Annotated in this window: 14 protein-coding genes; 13 read left to right on the top strand and 1 reads right to left on the bottom strand. The window is 60.7% G+C overall.

Annotated features, from left to right (window positions below):
- The first annotated feature begins 2 nt into the window (after positions 1-2).
- The 12 genes from ACJJVH_RS31890 to ACJJVH_RS31835 all read left to right on the top strand — a co-directional run bounded on the left by ACJJVH_RS31890 (position 3) and on the right by ACJJVH_RS31835 (position 13,018).
- Positions 3-2,954, top strand: coding sequence for a TAT-variant-translocated molybdopterin oxidoreductase (locus ACJJVH_RS31890; protein WP_412066450.1), 2,952 nt, complete (start codon positions 3-5; stop codon positions 2,952-2,954).
- Positions 2,951-4,288 (top strand): NrfD/PsrC family molybdoenzyme membrane anchor subunit, encoded by a 1,338-nt coding sequence (gene nrfD / locus ACJJVH_RS31885; protein WP_112794886.1) that lies wholly within the window; start codon positions 2,951-2,953, stop codon positions 4,286-4,288. Before ACJJVH_RS31890 ends, nrfD begins: the two co-directional genes overlap by 4 nt.
- Positions 4,281-4,841 carry a DUF3341 domain-containing protein gene (locus ACJJVH_RS31880; RefSeq protein WP_412066449.1) on the top strand — a complete coding sequence of 187 codons (561 nt, stop codon included), beginning with the start codon at positions 4,281-4,283 and terminating at the stop codon, positions 4,839-4,841. The genes nrfD and ACJJVH_RS31880 overlap by 8 nt, the downstream gene beginning before the upstream one ends.
- On the top strand, positions 4,838-5,371 hold the full coding sequence (locus tag ACJJVH_RS31875; RefSeq protein ID WP_113384523.1) for a c-type cytochrome: 534 nt from the start codon (positions 4,838-4,840) through the stop codon (positions 5,369-5,371). The genes ACJJVH_RS31880 and ACJJVH_RS31875 overlap by 4 nt, the downstream gene beginning before the upstream one ends.
- Entirely contained in the window at positions 5,368-6,423 is a 1,056-nt protein-coding gene (locus ACJJVH_RS31870) for a hypothetical protein (protein ID WP_412066448.1), read from the top strand. The genes ACJJVH_RS31875 and ACJJVH_RS31870 overlap by 4 nt, the downstream gene beginning before the upstream one ends.
- On the top strand, positions 6,420-6,818 hold the full coding sequence (locus ACJJVH_RS31865) for a hypothetical protein (RefSeq protein WP_412066447.1): 399 nt from the start codon (positions 6,420-6,422) through the stop codon (positions 6,816-6,818). Before ACJJVH_RS31870 ends, ACJJVH_RS31865 begins: the two co-directional genes overlap by 4 nt.
- Positions 6,815-7,621, top strand: a complete 807-nt coding sequence (locus ACJJVH_RS31860; protein ID WP_112794891.1) for an SCO family protein — start codon at positions 6,815-6,817, stop codon at positions 7,619-7,621. The genes ACJJVH_RS31865 and ACJJVH_RS31860 overlap by 4 nt, the downstream gene beginning before the upstream one ends.
- A complete protein-coding gene (gene coxB / locus ACJJVH_RS31855) occupies positions 7,618-8,559 on the top strand; it encodes a cytochrome c oxidase subunit II (protein WP_412066446.1) in 942 nt (313 codons plus the stop codon). Before ACJJVH_RS31860 ends, coxB begins: the two co-directional genes overlap by 4 nt.
- Positions 8,556-10,226 (top strand): cbb3-type cytochrome c oxidase subunit I, encoded by a 1,671-nt coding sequence (locus ACJJVH_RS31850; RefSeq protein WP_412066445.1) that lies wholly within the window; start codon positions 8,556-8,558, stop codon positions 10,224-10,226. The genes coxB and ACJJVH_RS31850 overlap by 4 nt, the downstream gene beginning before the upstream one ends.
- On the top strand, positions 10,219-10,854 hold the full coding sequence (locus tag ACJJVH_RS31845) for a heme-copper oxidase subunit III (RefSeq protein ID WP_412066444.1): 636 nt from the start codon (positions 10,219-10,221) through the stop codon (positions 10,852-10,854). The genes ACJJVH_RS31850 and ACJJVH_RS31845 overlap by 8 nt, the downstream gene beginning before the upstream one ends.
- A gap of 7 nt (positions 10,855-10,861) precedes the next feature.
- Positions 10,862-11,137 (top strand): cytochrome C oxidase subunit IV family protein, encoded by a 276-nt coding sequence (locus tag ACJJVH_RS31840; protein WP_412066443.1) that lies wholly within the window; start codon positions 10,862-10,864, stop codon positions 11,135-11,137.
- A gap of 93 nt (positions 11,138-11,230) precedes the next feature.
- Positions 11,231-13,018, top strand: a complete 1,788-nt coding sequence (locus ACJJVH_RS31835) for a thiamine pyrophosphate-requiring protein (protein WP_412066442.1) — start codon at positions 11,231-11,233, stop codon at positions 13,016-13,018.
- 89 nt (positions 13,019-13,107) lie between these two features.
- On the opposite strand, the gene ACJJVH_RS31830 is transcribed toward ACJJVH_RS31835, so the two are convergent.
- Positions 13,108-15,201, bottom strand: coding sequence for a catalase (locus tag ACJJVH_RS31830; protein WP_412066441.1), 2,094 nt, complete (start codon positions 15,199-15,201; stop codon positions 13,108-13,110).
- A 323-nt stretch (positions 15,202-15,524) separates the two neighbouring features.
- On the opposite strand from ACJJVH_RS31830, the gene ACJJVH_RS31825 reads away from it, so the two are divergent.
- On the top strand, positions 15,525-15,680 hold the full coding sequence (locus tag ACJJVH_RS31825; protein WP_412066440.1) for a hypothetical protein: 156 nt from the start codon (positions 15,525-15,527) through the stop codon (positions 15,678-15,680).
- The last annotated feature ends 190 nt before the right edge of the window (positions 15,681-15,870 follow it).

The raw sequence follows: 15,870 nt of genomic DNA, 5'->3' as shown, positions 1-15,870 counted from the left end.
CCATGACCGAGCGCCCAGTTTCAAAGGATGCCATCCGCGAACGTCTCGCCGGCAAAACGGGCAGGCATTTCTGGCGCGCTCTGGAAGAACTTGCCAATACCGAGGAGTTTCATCGATTTTCAAGGCGTGAATTTCCAATGCTGCACAGCAACGGCATCAATATCGATCGGCGGTCGCTATTGAAGGTCATGGCCGCCTCGCTTGCGCTTTCCGGGCTCTCGGCCTGCAAGGGCGAGGAGGATGAGGAGGCGCTTCCCTACGTTGAGTCGCCCGAGGGCATTACTGTCGGAATCGCGAAATGGTATGCGACTGCCGTGACCTTTGCCGGCTACGTGCAACCCGTTCTTGGCAAGACCTTTGCCGGCAGGCCGGTTAAACTGGAGGGAAATCCCGATCATCCGGCGTCTCGCGGCGCGACCGATGCTTTTACGCAGGCGGCGCTGCTCGGCCTGTACGATCCTGGCCGCTCGCAAACGCCGCTTCATCTGGGCAAGCCCGCTGATTGGGAGGCGTTTGATGCCGAGATGGCCGCAAACGCCAGCGCGCTCGATACGGTTCAGGGACAAGGTTTCCGCGTTCTGACCACCCCTTTCAGTTCACCGACGATGCATATCCGGATCGAGGCCATGATGAGGCGCTGGCCGAAGGCCCGCTGGCATGTTTGCGACCCTTTGCCCGACGCGGCGCGATTGGACGCCACGCAGCGTGTTTTTGGACGGCAATTGATTTTCCAGCCGGCATTCGCTGCCGCGGAAACCATCGTGAGCCTCGATGATGACTTTCTCGGCCCCGGTCCATTCCAGACCGCCAATGCCCGGTCCTTCGCCGACCGTCGGCGGCTGCGCCAGGAGAAACAGGGGGGGTGCCGGCTGTTCGTTGCCGAACCGACACCCTCGCTCACGGGCACTGTTGCCGATATGCGCCTGAGCGCGTCTCATTCCGCGATGGATCGTTTGCTGCGGGCCATCGGATCCGAGATCGGCTTTGAAGGTCTCGGCGAGGTCAGCCTTGTCGAGCATGAGCGCCGGTGGGTCGCCAGTGCCTCGTCTGCTCTCCGAACATCGAAATCTAAGGGTTTGATATTGATCGGAGCGCATCATGATGCCGATCTCCAGACGCTTGGCCTCCTGATCAACGAGAGGTTGGGAAGCTTGGGAAATACGCTGCGTTTCCTGGACCCGATCATCGCGCCGGCGCCGGATGGGTCTCGATCGCTCGATGCGCTCGCAGCCGATATGCAGGCCGGCAAGGTTTCCACGCTGGCGATCATCGGCGCCAATCCCGCCTATCACGCGCCGGCCGATCTCGGGTTTCGCGATGCGTTGCAGAAGGTGAAGCTGCGCATTCACGCGGGTCTCTATGTCGATGAGACCGCCTCCTTTTCTCATTGGCATGTGCCGCTTCAACATGATCTGGAGAGCTGGAGCGACGGACATGCCGTCGATGGCAGCACCATCATCTGTCAGCCTCTGGTCCGGCCCTTCTATGCCGTACGGTCGGCCCATGTCGTGCTTGAAAATCTAATGGCACGCGCTGCCACCGATCGGGATCTGGTACAGGAGACATGGCGAACAGCATGGGGGCAGGCGTTCGACGAACGATGGCGCGATGCGCTCAATCGCGGTTTTGTTTCGGACACGGCCGCATCACCGGTCAGCCCTGCCGTTCTCGACCGAACCATTCCATCGGCAGCCGCCGTTTCCGGCTCCGGCCTGAATTTGGCCATCCGCCCTGATGCGGGTGTTTGGGACGGCACTCTCTCCGAAAATGCCTGGGCGCAGGAAACGCCGCGACCACTGACGAAGATCACATGGGGCAACGCGATCCTCATCAGTCCGCAGCTTGCATCCCGGAGGCAGCTGGAGAACGGCGCCGAAGTCCGGTTGATGGCGGATAGAGCTGCCATTACCGGGCCGGTGTGGATCATGCCGGGCCAGGAGGAAGATACGATAACCGTCACACTTGGTTACGGGCGGGAGTTGAAGGACTCCATTGCCGCAGGCCTTGGCTATGACGCGTACACTCTTCGACGATCGAGCGCGCTATGGCATATTCCCGGCGTCACCATCGAGCCGACCGGCAACACATTGCAGGTGGCGACGACACAATTACATCAAGCGATCGACGGTTTCGATTTCATTCGAACCGTGGAAACCGGTGAGCTCGATCCCCAATCCCGGGCGAGCCGCAAGCTCAAGCCGCCGTCGCTCTATCCGGATCGGCCGATGTCGGACCCATCCTGGGGGATGTCGATCGACCTCGACCTCTGCATCGGCTGCAATGCCTGCGTCACCGCCTGCCAAGCAGAAAACAATATTCCGGTTGTCGGCAAGGATCTCGTCGCGGAGGGGCGGCAAATGCATTGGTTGCGGATCGATCATTATCATGAAGGGGACGTAACGGCACCGAAATCCTATTTTCAGCCGGTTCCCTGCATGCATTGCGAGCAGGCGCCTTGCGAGATGGGTTGCCCCGTCAATGCGGCCGTCCATAGCATCGATGGCCTGAACCTGCAGATCTATAATCGTTGTATCGGCACGCGCACTTGCTCGTCCTACTGTCCCTATAAGGTCCGTCGTTTCAACTGGTTCGATTTTACCGAAGGCGACACGGACTCCGTCAAGGCCATGCGCAATCCCGACGTGACGGTGCGCAGCCGCGGCGTCATGGAAAAATGCACCTATTGCGTCCAGCGTATCGCCGAGGCGCGAATTGTGGCCGACAAGGACGGGAGGCCGATCCGCGACGGCGAGATTGTCACCGCCTGCCAGCAAGCCTGTCCAACGCAGGCGATCTCGTTCGGCAATGTCGCCGATCCCAATTCCGCCGTCAGCCGCCGCAAAGCCGGCTCGCGCGACTACAGCCTGCTCGAAGAGGCCAATACGCGGCCACGAACGACCTATCTCGCCCGTATCGAGGATTCGGCGATCGCGAAGGTGGAGGCGGCGGGATGAGCGCGAAGATTCGCAATCGGGATGCGTCGGCGACTGCCCGCATCACCCGGATCCCGCTGAAATATCCGGCGCCGGGCGCATGGTGGGTATGTTTCGCGTTTTCGCTGCTGCTGCTCTTGTCCTTCGCCATATCGGCGACGGTGCTTCTGATTTACGGCGTCGGCGTGTGGGGCAACAATATTCCCGTCAACTGGGGTTTGGCGATTGCCAACTATATCTGGTTTCTCGGCATCGGCCATGCCGGCACGCTGATCTCGGCGCTCCTGCTTTTGCTGGGCGCCCACTGGCGCAATTCGCTCAACCGCTTCGCCGAAGCGATGACGCTGTTTGCTGTCGTCTGTGCGGGGCTTTATCCGATCCTGCATCTTGGCCGACCCTGGTTCTTCTATTGGATCGCTCCCTATCCGAATACGATGACGATCTCGCCGCAGTTCAAGAGCCCTTTGAGCTGGGATTTCTTCGCCGTCCTTACCTATCTCACCGTTTCAATACTGTTCTGGTACATTGGCATCATCCCCGATCTGGCGGCAGTACGCGACCGGGCGAAGCGGCGTTGGCAGCAGGTGGTTTACGGCATTGCGGCGCTCGGCTGGCGGGGTTCTGCGAGGCACTGGGCAAGATGGAACCAGGCCTATCGGCTGACGGCGGCGATTGCGGTCCCGCTGGTGGTTTCCGTCCACTCCGAAATCTCGCTCCTCTTTGCGGCCGGCCCGATCCCCGGCTGGACCTCCACCGTCTTTCCGCCCTATTTCGTGCTTGGAGCGGCCTTTTCAGGTTTCGCCGTCGTCGCCATGATCGCGGTCGTCTTGCGCCATGCGCTTGGCCTCGGAATGCTGGTCACCGGCCGTCATCTGGACTTGCTGGGACGCTTCTTGCTCGCGACCGGCCTGATGACGGCCTATGGGTACGTCGCCGAGGTGTTCGACAGCCTTTATGGAGGCGATCCGCAGGAGATCGGGACCCTGATGGATCGGCTGACCGGCGCCTATTCCTTCAGCTATTGGGGAGCCGTCGTCCTCAATTTCGTGCCGCTGCAGCTGCTGTGGTTCAAAAGCGTGCGATGCAAGCCGCTTGCGCTGTTCCTGATCGGCCTGTCTGCCACGATCGGCATGTGGTTCGAGCGCTACATGCTGCTGACGACGTCGCTCTATCGTGATTATCTCGTTTCTTCCTGGGGTCAGTATCATCCGAGCATATGGGAATGGGGCCTCTATGCCGGCATGCTCGGCGTCTTTCTGACGCCGTTCCTCCTCTTCGTGCGCTTCCTGCCTGTCATCTCCGCTTTCGAGGTGGAGGAGGCCTTGCGAGAAACGGGGGATCTGCGCCATGCGTGAGCCGCGTCCCGGAAGCGATCTGTTCGGCCTGCTTGCGGAATTCGACAAGCCCGAGCGGCTGGTCGAGGCGGTGAAACACGCGCGCAAGGCGGGCTTCCTCGCCATGGAGGCATACTCGCCCTATCCGGTCGAAGAATTGTCAGGGGCGCTCGGTTTCGAAGAAAACATCATTCCGTGGCTGACCTTGGCAGGAGGCATCTTCGGGGCAACGTTCGGCTATGGGCTGCAACTGTATACCAACCACGCCTATTCAATCGAAATCGGCGGCAGGCCGCTTTACGCTTGGCAATCCTTCATGCTGATTACCTTCGAGATGACCGTTCTTTTCGCCGTGCTGTCGGCAATTTTCGGCATGCTCATTCTGAATCGGCTGCCGAGACTGCACCATCCGCTTTTCGACATCGAGGCTTTTGATTTCGCGAATTCCGATAGGTTCTTTCTCGTCATTTTCAGCAACGACAGGCGTTTCCATCCGAAGCGCACGCGCGTTTTCCTTGCACATCTCGATCCTGTGCGCGTGGAGGCCATCGAGCACACGGAGCAACCGGAATGAGACGCCGTTTCTTCGTTTTGGCAACGATCCTGCTGTTCACCGGCTGCGATGACATGAATCATCAGCCGCGCTACGACTCCTACGAGAAAAGCTCCCTTTTTGGCGATGGCAAGGCTCTGCAGGCACCTCCGGAAGGAACAGTGGCGCGGGACGACCTTCAGAATGCCTCGGCCCTTGCCGATCGTCCACCCATGAGCGCCGGGCTTCTTCAGCGCGGACGAATGGAATTTGGAATCTATTGCACGCCCTGTCATGACGCCGCCGGTTACGGCAATGGCACTGTGCCGGCGCGTGGCTTTCCCCACCCGCCGAGCTTCCACATCGATCGTTTGCGGCAGGCGCCATCACGCTACTTCGTGGAGGTGATCTCAAAGGGTCATGGCGTGATGTACTCCTATGCAGACCGCGTCTCTCCGCGCGATCGCTGGGCAATCGCCGCCTATATTCGCGCGTTGCAGCTTAGCCAGGGCGCCGATATTGCCGGTCTGCCGCCCGAAGATCAGGCACAGCTGAAAAGGGCGGGATCATGAGCCGGATCGAAGCCCTTCCTGCGCGGATGCTGACGCTCAGCGGCACGGTTTTCTGCCTTGCAGCACTTGCCATGGCTTTTGCCGCGCCCAAGCCGGCATTGTTCGGATGGCTTGCAGCGCTAAGCTTCGTAAGCGCCTTGCCGCTCGGCGGCCTCGCTCTGGCGATGATGATGCGCATCATTCCAGGGGTCTGGCGAAGAGACCTCGACCATGCAGCGCAATCGGTGCTCTCTCTTATGCCTCTCGTGCTGATCGCGTGGCTGCCGATCATGTTCGGCCTGTCCTCGGTCTATGAGTGGGCGAGGCAGCCTCCGGCGGAAACCTTCAAAGCGGCTTTCCTGACGCCGCTCTTCTTCGACCTCAGGACACTGTTCATTCTCGCGGCCGCCTGCTGGCTTGCGCAGGCATTGCCGCGCAGCCGATCCCCGGCGCTTCCCGTTGCCGGTCTCATCGGCTTCGTTATCCTGCAGGAAATTCTGGCAACCGACTGGCTGATGTCGCTCGATCCGCAGTTCCATTCCTCCGGTTTCGCGCTTTACATCCTCGCCGGGCAGATGCTGACCGCGCTTGCGCTGCTCATTCTTTTCAGCGTGACGGAAGGAGGCGTGGCGAAGCCGAGCGTGCTCGGCGCGCTGCTGATCACGGCAATCCTGCTCTGGGCCTATTTGGCTTTCATGCAATATTTCATTATCTGGTCGGGCAATCTTGTCCAGGGTGCGGTGTGGTTTGAGCGTCGCGGCACAGGGATTTGGGCTTCGGTCGAAGTTTTGATCTCTCTACTGCACCTGGCAGCGCTTTTCCTTCTATTCTTTCCGCCGATCCGGCGGTCGAAGCGGTGGTTGGTCGCTCTGGCCCTGGCGATTCTTGGCGGACGAATGCTGGAATATGCCTGGCTCATCCTGCCGCAGCTGACGGCACATCTCGGCTACGCGATCATAGCCTGCTGTTTGTCGCTGACGGGGCTGGTACAGCTCGCGCTTGCTATCCTTTCTCGCGCGAAAACGGTTGTCGTCCAGCGGGCGGCAAGCACGGCGGCGGAGGTTTCCCGATGACCGCGCTGCTCCATAAGAAATCCGGACGACAGGCTTCCTCCCCGCAATTCGAGCCGAGGGATGTCTCATCCCGCCTTGTGCTGCTGGCGACGCTTGGGCTTTTCCTTGGTTTGGGGCTATCGGTTCTCATTGCCTTTGGACTCCTGTGGTGGGTGACGCCCGATCCGCGGCCACCGCAGCCGGGGTTCGGTTCCCGGCAGGCGGCGGGGCCGCGCCTGGAAGTGTCTCCCTCTGCCGATCGTGACCTGCTTCAACGGCGGGCAGAACAACGGCTGCAAGGTTACGGCTCGGTCGATCGCGAGGCCCGGACGGCGCATATCCCGATTGATCGCGCCATGGCTATCCTGGCCGCGCGCGGATGGCCGGATCCCGATGAGCGGGAGGAAGGGCGATGAAGGTTGCTGCATTCATGCTGCCCCTTGGCTTGCTTCTCCTCGTCAGTCCGATACCTGCAGCGGCCTTCGATCCGTTCTCGGCATCCAAGATCGAACGGAAGCCGAATGCGACGGTCCCGCTCGACCAGCGTTTCCATGACGAGGCCGGTCACGTCGTGTCGCTTCGGCAGTTGGGTGGCGGAAAGCCCATCCTGCTCGCTCCGGTCCTGCACAATTGTCCCAATATCTGCGGTGTCACCTTGTCGGGCTTGATGGAGGCAGTTGACGGCCAGCCGTTTCGGCCCGGCGTTGATTTTGTCATCGTCGCCTTCGGCATCGATGCGCGCGAGGGGCCGAAAGAGGCCGGAGCCTCGCTCGATCAATTGAAGCGCCGCTTTCCTTCTCTCTCGAACAATGCCGCGCATGCGTTGACGGGCGAAGAGCGGGCTATTCGCGACGTGACCGATGCGCTCGGATATCGGTACGCCTGGGATCCCGGGATCGGCCAATATGCCCATGCGGCCGCCGTGGCCGTTCTGACGCCGGATGGGAGATTGAGCCGCTGGCTTTACGGCCTGGCGCCGACCAGCCAGGACCTGAAACTGGCTCTGATCGAGGCGGGCGACGGGCGCATCGGCAGTTGGCGCGACCAGCTTCTGGTGCTGTGCTACCACTACGACCCGCTCACCGGGCGATATTCCTCGCTCATTCTGGTCGCCCTTCGTTTGACATCCGCTCTCGTCGCGGTCGCCGGCGTGAGCGCGCTTGTTGCCATTCTCCGCCGCGAACGCCGGTCGAAAGAGGTCAGGGGGAGGGTGCCGTGAGTTTCATTCCGCTCTGGCCGCCTGGAGCATCGGCCTACAGTCATCAACTCGACCTGCTGGTCATCGCCTTTACCGTGCTGATCGTGGCGCTCTCGGCGCCGGTTTTCATTCTGCTCCTCGTCTTCGTCGTCAAATACCGGCGTGGCAGGAAGGCCGATCGAAGACATGCGCCCAACCGCAATATTCCCCTGGAGCTTTCCTGGACGATCATTCCATTTTTTGCCTTGCTCGGCTTCTATGTCTGGTCGACCGATCTGTTCGCCAGTCTTTACCATCCCCCTGCCGACGCAATGCAGATCGATGTCGTCGCCAAGCAATGGATGTGGAAATTCCAGCATCCCGGTGGGCAGGCTGAAATCAATGAGCTGCATGTGCCGTCCAGCCAGCCGGTAAAGCTGACGATGGCATCGCAGGATGTCATCCACAGCCTGTTCATCCCGGCTCTGCGCATCAAGCAGGATGTGGTGCCCGGCCGATATACGGTGAGCTGGTTTGTCGCCGACAAGCCGGGCACCTACCGTATCGCTTGCTCGCAATTCTGCGGCAGCAATCATTCCGAGATGACCGGTAGCTTCATCGTCATGAACCCTGCCGACTACGCCGAATGGCTTGCCCGGTCGTCGAACGACACGAGCCTTGCTGCCGAAGGAGCGGCGCTCTTTCGCAGCCGGGGCTGCAGCGGCTGTCATGACCGGGAGGCAGCCATGGACGCGCCTTCCCTAATCGGAATCTACGGCAATCCGGTGCCTCTGCAGTCCGGCGGATACGTCATCGCGGACGATCAGTACATCCGGGACAGCATCCTGCTGCCCCAGTCGCAGATCGTCGCCGGCTACCGGCCGATCATGCCCACCTTCCAGAATATTTTAAGCGAGGAGGATGTCATGAAGCTCGTCGCCTACGTCAAATCGCTGAAGCGGGCAGAGGTGGCGCAATGACGGAAGCAGCCGACCCACACCTCGAGCGGGCAGAATTTCAAAAAGGCGAGGCAGAGGAAACCGTGGCGCAGCGCGTCAGCTACCTTCGTGCCGGACATAGCCTCCGGTCCTGGCTGCTGACGACGGACCACAAGCGCATCGCCATTCTCTATGTGTTGTCCATCACTTTTTTCTTTTTCATAGGCGCGGTCGCGGCAGCGCTGATCAGGCTCGATCTGCTGACACCCGCAGGCGATCTTCTGACGAACGAGGGCTACAATCGCGCCTTCACCATCCATGGCGTCGTGATGGTCTGGTTTTTTCTGATTCCGTCGATTCCCAATACGTTCGGAAATTTCCTGATCCCCCTGATGATCGGCGCGAAGGATCTTGCCTTTCCGCGGCTGAACCTGCTGAGCTGGTATATCTATATGGTCGCGGGGCTGTTCACGGTATTCATTCTGATTGCGGGCGGCGTGGATACCGGATGGACCTTCTATACGCCGCTCTCGACGATGTACGCCAACGGCAATGTCATTCTGGCGGCAAGCGCGGTGTTCATTGTCGGCTTTTCGTCGATCCTGACGGGACTGAATTTCATCGTGACCGTCCACACCTTGCGCTGCCCCGGCATGACATGGGGCAGGTTGCCGCTTTTCGTCTGGTCGATCTATGCGACGTCGTTGATCCTGGTTCTGGCGACACCGGTGCTCTCGATCACGCTCGTCCTCATCTCGCTCGAGCGGCTATTCGGCCTGGGCATCTTCAATCCCGCGATCGGCGGCGATCCCCTGCTGTTCCAGCATCTGTTCTGGTTCTACAGCCATCCGGCTGTATACATCATGGTACTGCCTGCATTAGGGGTGGTCAGCGAGCTCGTCGCTGCGGGCGCCCACAAGCCCATTTTCGGTTATCAGTTCGTGGCGGGCTCCTCGATCGCGATTGCCGCCCTCGGCTTCTTCGTCTGGGGCCACCATATGTTCGTGTCCGGGCAATCGCTCTATGCGAGCGCCGCGTTTTCCTTCCTCAGCATCGCGGTGGCGATTCCATCCGGTGTGAAGGTCTACAATTGGACCGCAACGCTCTTCAAAGGGCAAATCTCGCTCGATCCGCCGTTTCTCTTCGCCATGACCTTCATCGGCCTTTTCGTCTTCGGCGGATTGACCGGCCTGATGCTCGCCATGCTGGCGATTGATGTTCATGTACATGATACCTATTTCGTGATCGCGCATTTCCACTACATCATGGTCGGCGGAACGATATCGGCCTTCTTCGGCGCACTTCATTACTGGTGGCCTAAGATCATCGGCCGCATGTATTCGCTGGCCTGGGGGCGCGTCACGGCGATTTTCTTCTTCATCGGTTTCAACCTGACGTTCTTCCCGCAATTTCTGCTCGGCTACCTCGGAATGCCCAGGCGCTATCATGTCTATCCGCCGGAGTTTCAGGTGCTGAACGTGGTTTCGACCGGCGGCGCCGCCGTTCTCGGCATCGCTTACGTCATGCCTCTGATCTATTTCGTCTATTCGATGCGCTACGGCAAGCCGGCGCCCAACGACCCATGGGATGCGACCGGGCTTGAATGGACGACGCCGTCGCCGCCGCCGAAGCATAATTTCGAGAGGCTGCCGACCGTCGATCGGCCGCCCTACGACTATGAGATCGAGATGAGGGACGGACATGTCTGACGCAAGGCCGGTCACCGGGCCATTCACCGATCCCTTCCAGCAGCATCGGGCCGCGATGATGGGCATGTATGTCTTCCTCGGCAGCGAAATCATGCTGTTCGGCGGCTTGTTCTGCGTTGCTGCGGCCATGCGTCTGGCGCATCAGCCCGAGATCGTCCAGGCTTCTCGCGCATTGCATTTCGGCATCGGCGGGATCAATACGGCTATCTTGCTCACGTCGAGCCTCTTCGTCGCTCTGGGCGTGGAAAGTGCCAAGGAGGGCCGGGCCAAGATGACCGCCGGCTGGCTCGCCGGAGCCATCATCCTCGGTGCGGCCTTTCTGGCTATGAAGATCTATGAATATCGTCTGGAATTTACCGAAGGGCTGCTGCCGGTGCCCGGTATGCATGCGCGTTATGCAGACGAGATCCAGCATCTCTTCATGAATCTCTATCTGGTCGCCACCGGCCTGCATGCCGTGCACCTGTCTGTCGGCATCGGGCTGCTCCTCGTGCTGCTGTTCCGATCGGGAAGGGGCCTGATCGCGCTGCCGCAGCGGGCGATCGTCCTGATCACCGCCGGCCTCTATTGGCACCTGGTCGATGTGATCTGGGTCTTCCTTTATCCCGTCTTTTATCTTGCGAGGTAGTTTTCACATGCCGCGCCTCGCAAATCCGCTTGTCATGATCTGGGTCGCCCTGCTTGCCCTTCTGGGCGTGACCATTGCGGCCAGCTTCGTCTTGAGCGGCTCTGCCGGCCTTGCCGTCAGCCTCTCGATCGCCGTTGCCAAATCCGCAATGATTTACTGGCGCTATATGCATCTGAACGAGGAGACGGGGCTCAATCGCATTGCAGCGCTCGCCGCCGCTCTCTGGCTTCTGATCCTGCTCGGATTTCTCGGCGTCGATTACTGGGCGCGGCCTCTCCTCTAACTCCGGCCCTGCCGCGGGAACATAAGCCATCTCCGCTTGTTGGATCGCCATTCGCCTCGGCGAATAACGACGCGTAACAAGCGGAGATGGATCATGGCAAAGACGGTTGGCGATTTCATTGTACAGCGCCTTTACGATTGGGGTGTGCGACGCATCTTCGGCTATCCTGGAGATGGCATCAATGGCCTCTTCGGCGCCTTGAACCGGGCCGACGGAAAAATAGAATTCATCCAGGCGCGCCACGAGGAAATGGCCGCCTTCATGGCATCGGCCTATGCCAAGTTCTCGGGCGAACTTGGCGTGTGCATCGCGACGTCGGGGCCGGGCGCCACGCATCTGGTGACTGGTCTCTATGATGCGCGGCTGGACCATCAGCCTGTCCTGGCTCTCGTTGGTCAGCAGGCCCGTCGGGCGCTTGGCGGCCACTACCAGCAGGAAGTCGATCTCGCCTCGCTTTTCAAGGACGTCGCGGGGAATTTCGTTCATCAGGCAGCGGTTCCCTCTCAGGTGCGCCATCTGGTCGATCGCGCCGTGCGCATTGCGCTGGCAAACAAGACGGTCACGGCCGTCATCCTGCCGAACGACCTGCAGGAAATGCCGTATGAAACGCCGCCGCGCAAGCATGGTTCGGTCATGTCGGGCCTCGGCTACTCTGCGCCGAAAACCGTGCCGCACGACATCGATCTGGCACGCGCGGCAGAGGTCCTGAATGCCGGGAAGCGGGTCGCCATGCTTGTCGGCGCGGGCGCGCTCGGCGCCACCGAAGAGGTGATCTCGGTCGCGGACCGGTTGGGGGCAGGCGTGGCGAAAGCGCTGCTCGGCAAGGCGGCTCTGCCGGACGATCTAGGCTGGGTCACTGGTTCCATCGGGCTTCTGGGCACGGAACCGTCCTGGGATCTGATGCGGGACTGCGATACGTTGCTCATGGTCGCCTCCGGCTTTCCCTATTCGGAGTTTCTGCCTGAAGAAGGCGACGCGCGCGGGGTTCAAATCGATCTTCGCCCGGATATGCTGTCGCTTCGCTATCCCATGGAAGTCAACCTTGTCGGCGATGCCCGGGACACCTTGCTGGCGCTTCTGCCGCTTCTCAAGCAAAAGACCGATCTTTCCTGGCGCAAGCAAATCGAGGCGAAGGTCGGCGAGTGGTGGCGGACGCTGGAGGCAAGGGCGCATGCCGAAGCCAATCCCGTCAACCCGCAGCGCGTCGTCTGGGAGCTTTCGCCCCGTCTGCCGGATAGCGTCATCGTCACCAGCGATTCCGGCTCATGTGCCAACTGGTATGCGCGCGATCTCCGCATGCGGCGGGGCATGATGGCGTCGCTTTCCGGCGGGCTTGCCTCCATGGGTGCCGCGGTACCCTATGCGATCGCGGCCAAGGTGGCCCATCCTGATCGGCCGGTGGTGGCTTTGGTCGGGGATGGCGCCATGCAGATGAACAATATGGCGGAGCTGATCACCGTGGCCAAGTATTGGCGCAAATGGTCCGATCCCCGCATGGTCGTCTGCGTCTTCAACAATGAGGATCTCAATCAGGTGACGTGGGAGCAACGCGTCATGGAGGGCGATCCCAAATTCGATGCATCGCAGCGCATACCTGACGTCGCCTATCATCGCTTTGCCGATATGATCGGTCTGCAGGGTATTTTCGTCGATCGGCCGGAAACGCTGGGCGCCGCCTGGGACGAAGCGCTTGCCGCCGAGCGGCCCGTCGTCCTCGAGGTGAAGACCGATCCGGAAGTGCCGCCTATACCGCCGCACCTGACCTTCGAGCAGATGCGCAATCTGAGTGCGGCCTTGCTGAAAGGAGATCCGGAAGAAGGCGGCGTTGTCAAAGGAACCCTGAGGCAGGCGCTCAGCGCTGTCTTCCCCCGGCGCCGATAAAAGGATGGCTCCTGGCCGACCACGAAGGCCGGCCAGGAGCCGCTCGCCGCCGAAGGAGGCTGTTCGGCGGCGCCGAGGCTGGCCGTTTGTCAGGCGAGCGTGCGGATCCGCGGTTCGCGATCCCAATAGCGTTTGGTCGCGGCCCTTAGGAATGAACCGAGATCGACCACGCCGGCATCAGGTTGAACGCCGGCCTTGTCGAGAAGCGCGTTCGCCTCGGCATCATGGCCGATGGCCTTCAGATGACCGAATGCATCCATGACCCATTGAACCGCCGCTCCTTCCTTCGCCAGGGAGGCTGCTCCTTCCTTGGAAAGAATGACGGCGACGGCGTCGAAGAGCTGCGATGGCGAACCGAGGAGTTGGCCATCCGCCCGGATCGTATTGCCGTCGGAGAGCTTCGTCTCTCCGACTTTAGGAGCGACGATGAAAGGCCGCGCCTTGGCGTCATTCAATGCGCCGACAAGGTCGGAAATCGCCTTGGCGTCGCTTCCATCGGCGATCAGAATGCCGATCTGCCGTCCTTCCAGAGTCTCCTTCATGATCTTGTGGATGGAAAGCGCCGCGGATGCGTCGAGCTCGACCGGCTGGCGTGCAGGCGGATTCTTGCTCGGTCCGGCAAGCCCGAGGCCGGCGGCGACGCGATTGGCAAGGCCGGCATCGACATTCATGAGATTGCCGACCATGCGCGGAGGCACCTGTGGCAGCTGTACTTTCGACAGCTCGAAGACGAAAGCCGAGGCGATATGGGCTTGTTCCGATAGTGTCTGGGATTTCCAGAAAAGGCGCGCCTGGCTGTAATGGTCGGCAAACAGTTCGCCACGCACGCGCAGCTTGTCACCTTGTTCCATCGGTCCCGACGCCTGCTCGTAGGTGCGGAACCCCGTCACCGGACACTCGCGCGGCCCGGCGGCTTCGCCGGTGTCGCCCAGGCTGTTCGGTTCGTAATTGGCCCGGCCTGTGGGAACGTTCATTTGCATCTGGCCGTCACGCTGGAAATTCATGATGGGACATTTCGGCGCATTGATGGGCAACTGATGGAAATTTGCCGTTCCGAGCCGGGATTTCTGCGTGTCGAGATAGCTGAAGAGGCGCCCCTGCAGCAGCGGATCGTTGGTGAAGTCGATACCGGGCACGATATTGGCCGGGCAGAACGCCACCTGCTCGGTTTCGGCGAAGAAATTGTCCGGGTTGCGGTCGAGAACCAGCCGCCCGACGATCTTCAACGGCAAAACTTCTTCCGGGATGATCTTGGTGGAATCAAGAACGTCGTAAGGAAGATTTTCGGCAAAGGCTTCATCGAAGAGCTGCAACCCCAGCTCCCACTCGGGAAAATGTCCCGCAGCGATCGCTTCAAAAAGGTCGCGGCGATGGTAGTCGTTGTCGGCGGCCTGCAACTTGAGTGCCTCGTCCCACACCAGCGACTGGACGCCGAGCTTCGGCCGCCAGTGGAACTTGACGAAAGTAGACTTGCCTGCATCATTGACAAAGCGAAAGGTGTGAATGCCGAAGCCCTGCATCATGCGATAGGAGCGGGGGATGGCGCGATCCGACATCGCCCACATCAGCATATGCGTCGATTCCGGCATCAGCGACGCCCAGTCCCAGAAAGTATCGTGAGCGCTGGCCGCTTGGGGATAGGCTCGGTCGGCCTCCATCTTCACTGCATGGATGAGATCCGGAAACTTGATCGCATCCTGGATGAAGAACACCGGGATATTGTTGCCGACCAGGTCCCAATTGCCCTGCTTGGTGTAGAATTTTACCGCGAAACCACGCACGTCGCGCGGCGTATCCACCGAGCCGGCGCCACCGGCGACCGTGGAAAACCGGACGAAGACCGGTGTCTTCTCGCCCTTGCGCTGAAATAGATCGGCCTGCGTAATATCGGAAAGCGGCTCATAAAGCTCGAAGAAGCCATGGGCGCCCGAACCTCTCGCATGCACGATCCTCTCCGGTATGCGTTCATGGTCGAAATGAAAGATCTTCTCGCGCAGGACGAAATCTTCCAGAAGCGTGGGGCCGCGTGTGCCTGACTTGAGGCTGTTCTGGTTGTCTGAAACGCGGATGCCTTGATTGGTGGTGAGGTGGTCCGCAGGATCGTGCGGCCCGCTCTCGGGGATGTGCTGGTGTGTCTCGCCGCCTTCGCCACGCGAGGTTTCGAAACTCGTGTCCGTCGCCATGATGTTCTCCTTCTGCCACAGGAACCGTTCACCCAACGAATTGCGGTCAGCAATGTTCCGGGGCGGAGCGATCGGCGCGATGCCTCAAAGGAAGCGGCCGCCGTGCATCGACCCATCCTCGCGCCCGGGGCGTCATGAGGACGGAGGTCTGCCTCGGGCCGAGTGCGGTATCGGAAGCAATTGTCCTGACGGCGAGGCACCAGGCACCCGGCACCCCTCAGCTCCGGAACATTCCGGGAAGGACACGGTTATCCTTTGTCAGCCATGTGACGCCGAGAAAGCGTCGTCTCTCGCAGGCGGCGTGACGCTCGATAGGAGGCCAAATGGACCGTCAACCGCAAGCGCGTCGCGGCATGATGATCTTCGTTGCGACGATTTTCATTCTTGCCTGTCTCATCGCCGTTTATTTCACCTTCGAGTTCCATCCCGGCGAGCCGGCACTGCCAACGACCGGCGGCGCATCGTCCCAGGTCCAATGACGGGCCCCGGAGGCGGATTTTTTCGCCGAATGCGCGGGGGCGGGCGATCATCGAAAGATGCGGCGCTGAATGAAGTGCTGAAGTCCGGCCGACACAACCGGCCACGGCGATCTTTAGCCGAGTGAGAACCGGACCACAGAAGGCAGCCACCGTCCCCCGCAATCGACAGGGCCGCAAAAATCATCGGCAT

Source organism: Rhizobium sp. SYY.PMSO (assembly GCF_046840415.1).
Lineage (GTDB): Bacteria > Pseudomonadota > Alphaproteobacteria > Rhizobiales > Rhizobiaceae > Rhizobium.
The sequence above is the reverse complement of the archived record's forward strand: the minus strand, read 5'-3'. Positions and strand labels throughout refer to the sequence as shown.

Coding starts and splice junctions, on each gene's coding strand:
- ACJJVH_RS31835 (WP_412066442.1), top strand. CDS start 11,231: ATGGCAAAGACGGTTGGCGATTTCATTGTACAGCGCCTTTACGATTGG.
- ACJJVH_RS31830 (WP_412066441.1), bottom strand. CDS start 15,201: ATGGCGACGGACACGAGTTTCGAAACCTCGCGTGGCGAAGGCGGCGAG.
- ACJJVH_RS31870 (WP_412066448.1), top strand. CDS start 5,368: ATGAGCCGGATCGAAGCCCTTCCTGCGCGGATGCTGACGCTCAGCGGC.
- ACJJVH_RS31890 (WP_412066450.1), top strand. CDS start 3: ATGACCGAGCGCCCAGTTTCAAAGGATGCCATCCGCGAACGTCTCGCC.
- ACJJVH_RS31850 (WP_412066445.1), top strand. CDS start 8,556: ATGACGGAAGCAGCCGACCCACACCTCGAGCGGGCAGAATTTCAAAAA.
- ACJJVH_RS31875 (WP_113384523.1), top strand. CDS start 4,838: ATGAGACGCCGTTTCTTCGTTTTGGCAACGATCCTGCTGTTCACCGGC.
- ACJJVH_RS31880 (WP_412066449.1), top strand. CDS start 4,281: ATGCGTGAGCCGCGTCCCGGAAGCGATCTGTTCGGCCTGCTTGCGGAA.
- ACJJVH_RS31825 (WP_412066440.1), top strand. CDS start 15,525: ATGGACCGTCAACCGCAAGCGCGTCGCGGCATGATGATCTTCGTTGCG.
- nrfD (WP_112794886.1), top strand. CDS start 2,951: ATGAGCGCGAAGATTCGCAATCGGGATGCGTCGGCGACTGCCCGCATC.
- ACJJVH_RS31840 (WP_412066443.1), top strand. CDS start 10,862: ATGCCGCGCCTCGCAAATCCGCTTGTCATGATCTGGGTCGCCCTGCTT.
- ACJJVH_RS31865 (WP_412066447.1), top strand. CDS start 6,420: ATGACCGCGCTGCTCCATAAGAAATCCGGACGACAGGCTTCCTCCCCG.
- ACJJVH_RS31860 (WP_112794891.1), top strand. CDS start 6,815: ATGAAGGTTGCTGCATTCATGCTGCCCCTTGGCTTGCTTCTCCTCGTC.
- ACJJVH_RS31845 (WP_412066444.1), top strand. CDS start 10,219: ATGTCTGACGCAAGGCCGGTCACCGGGCCATTCACCGATCCCTTCCAG.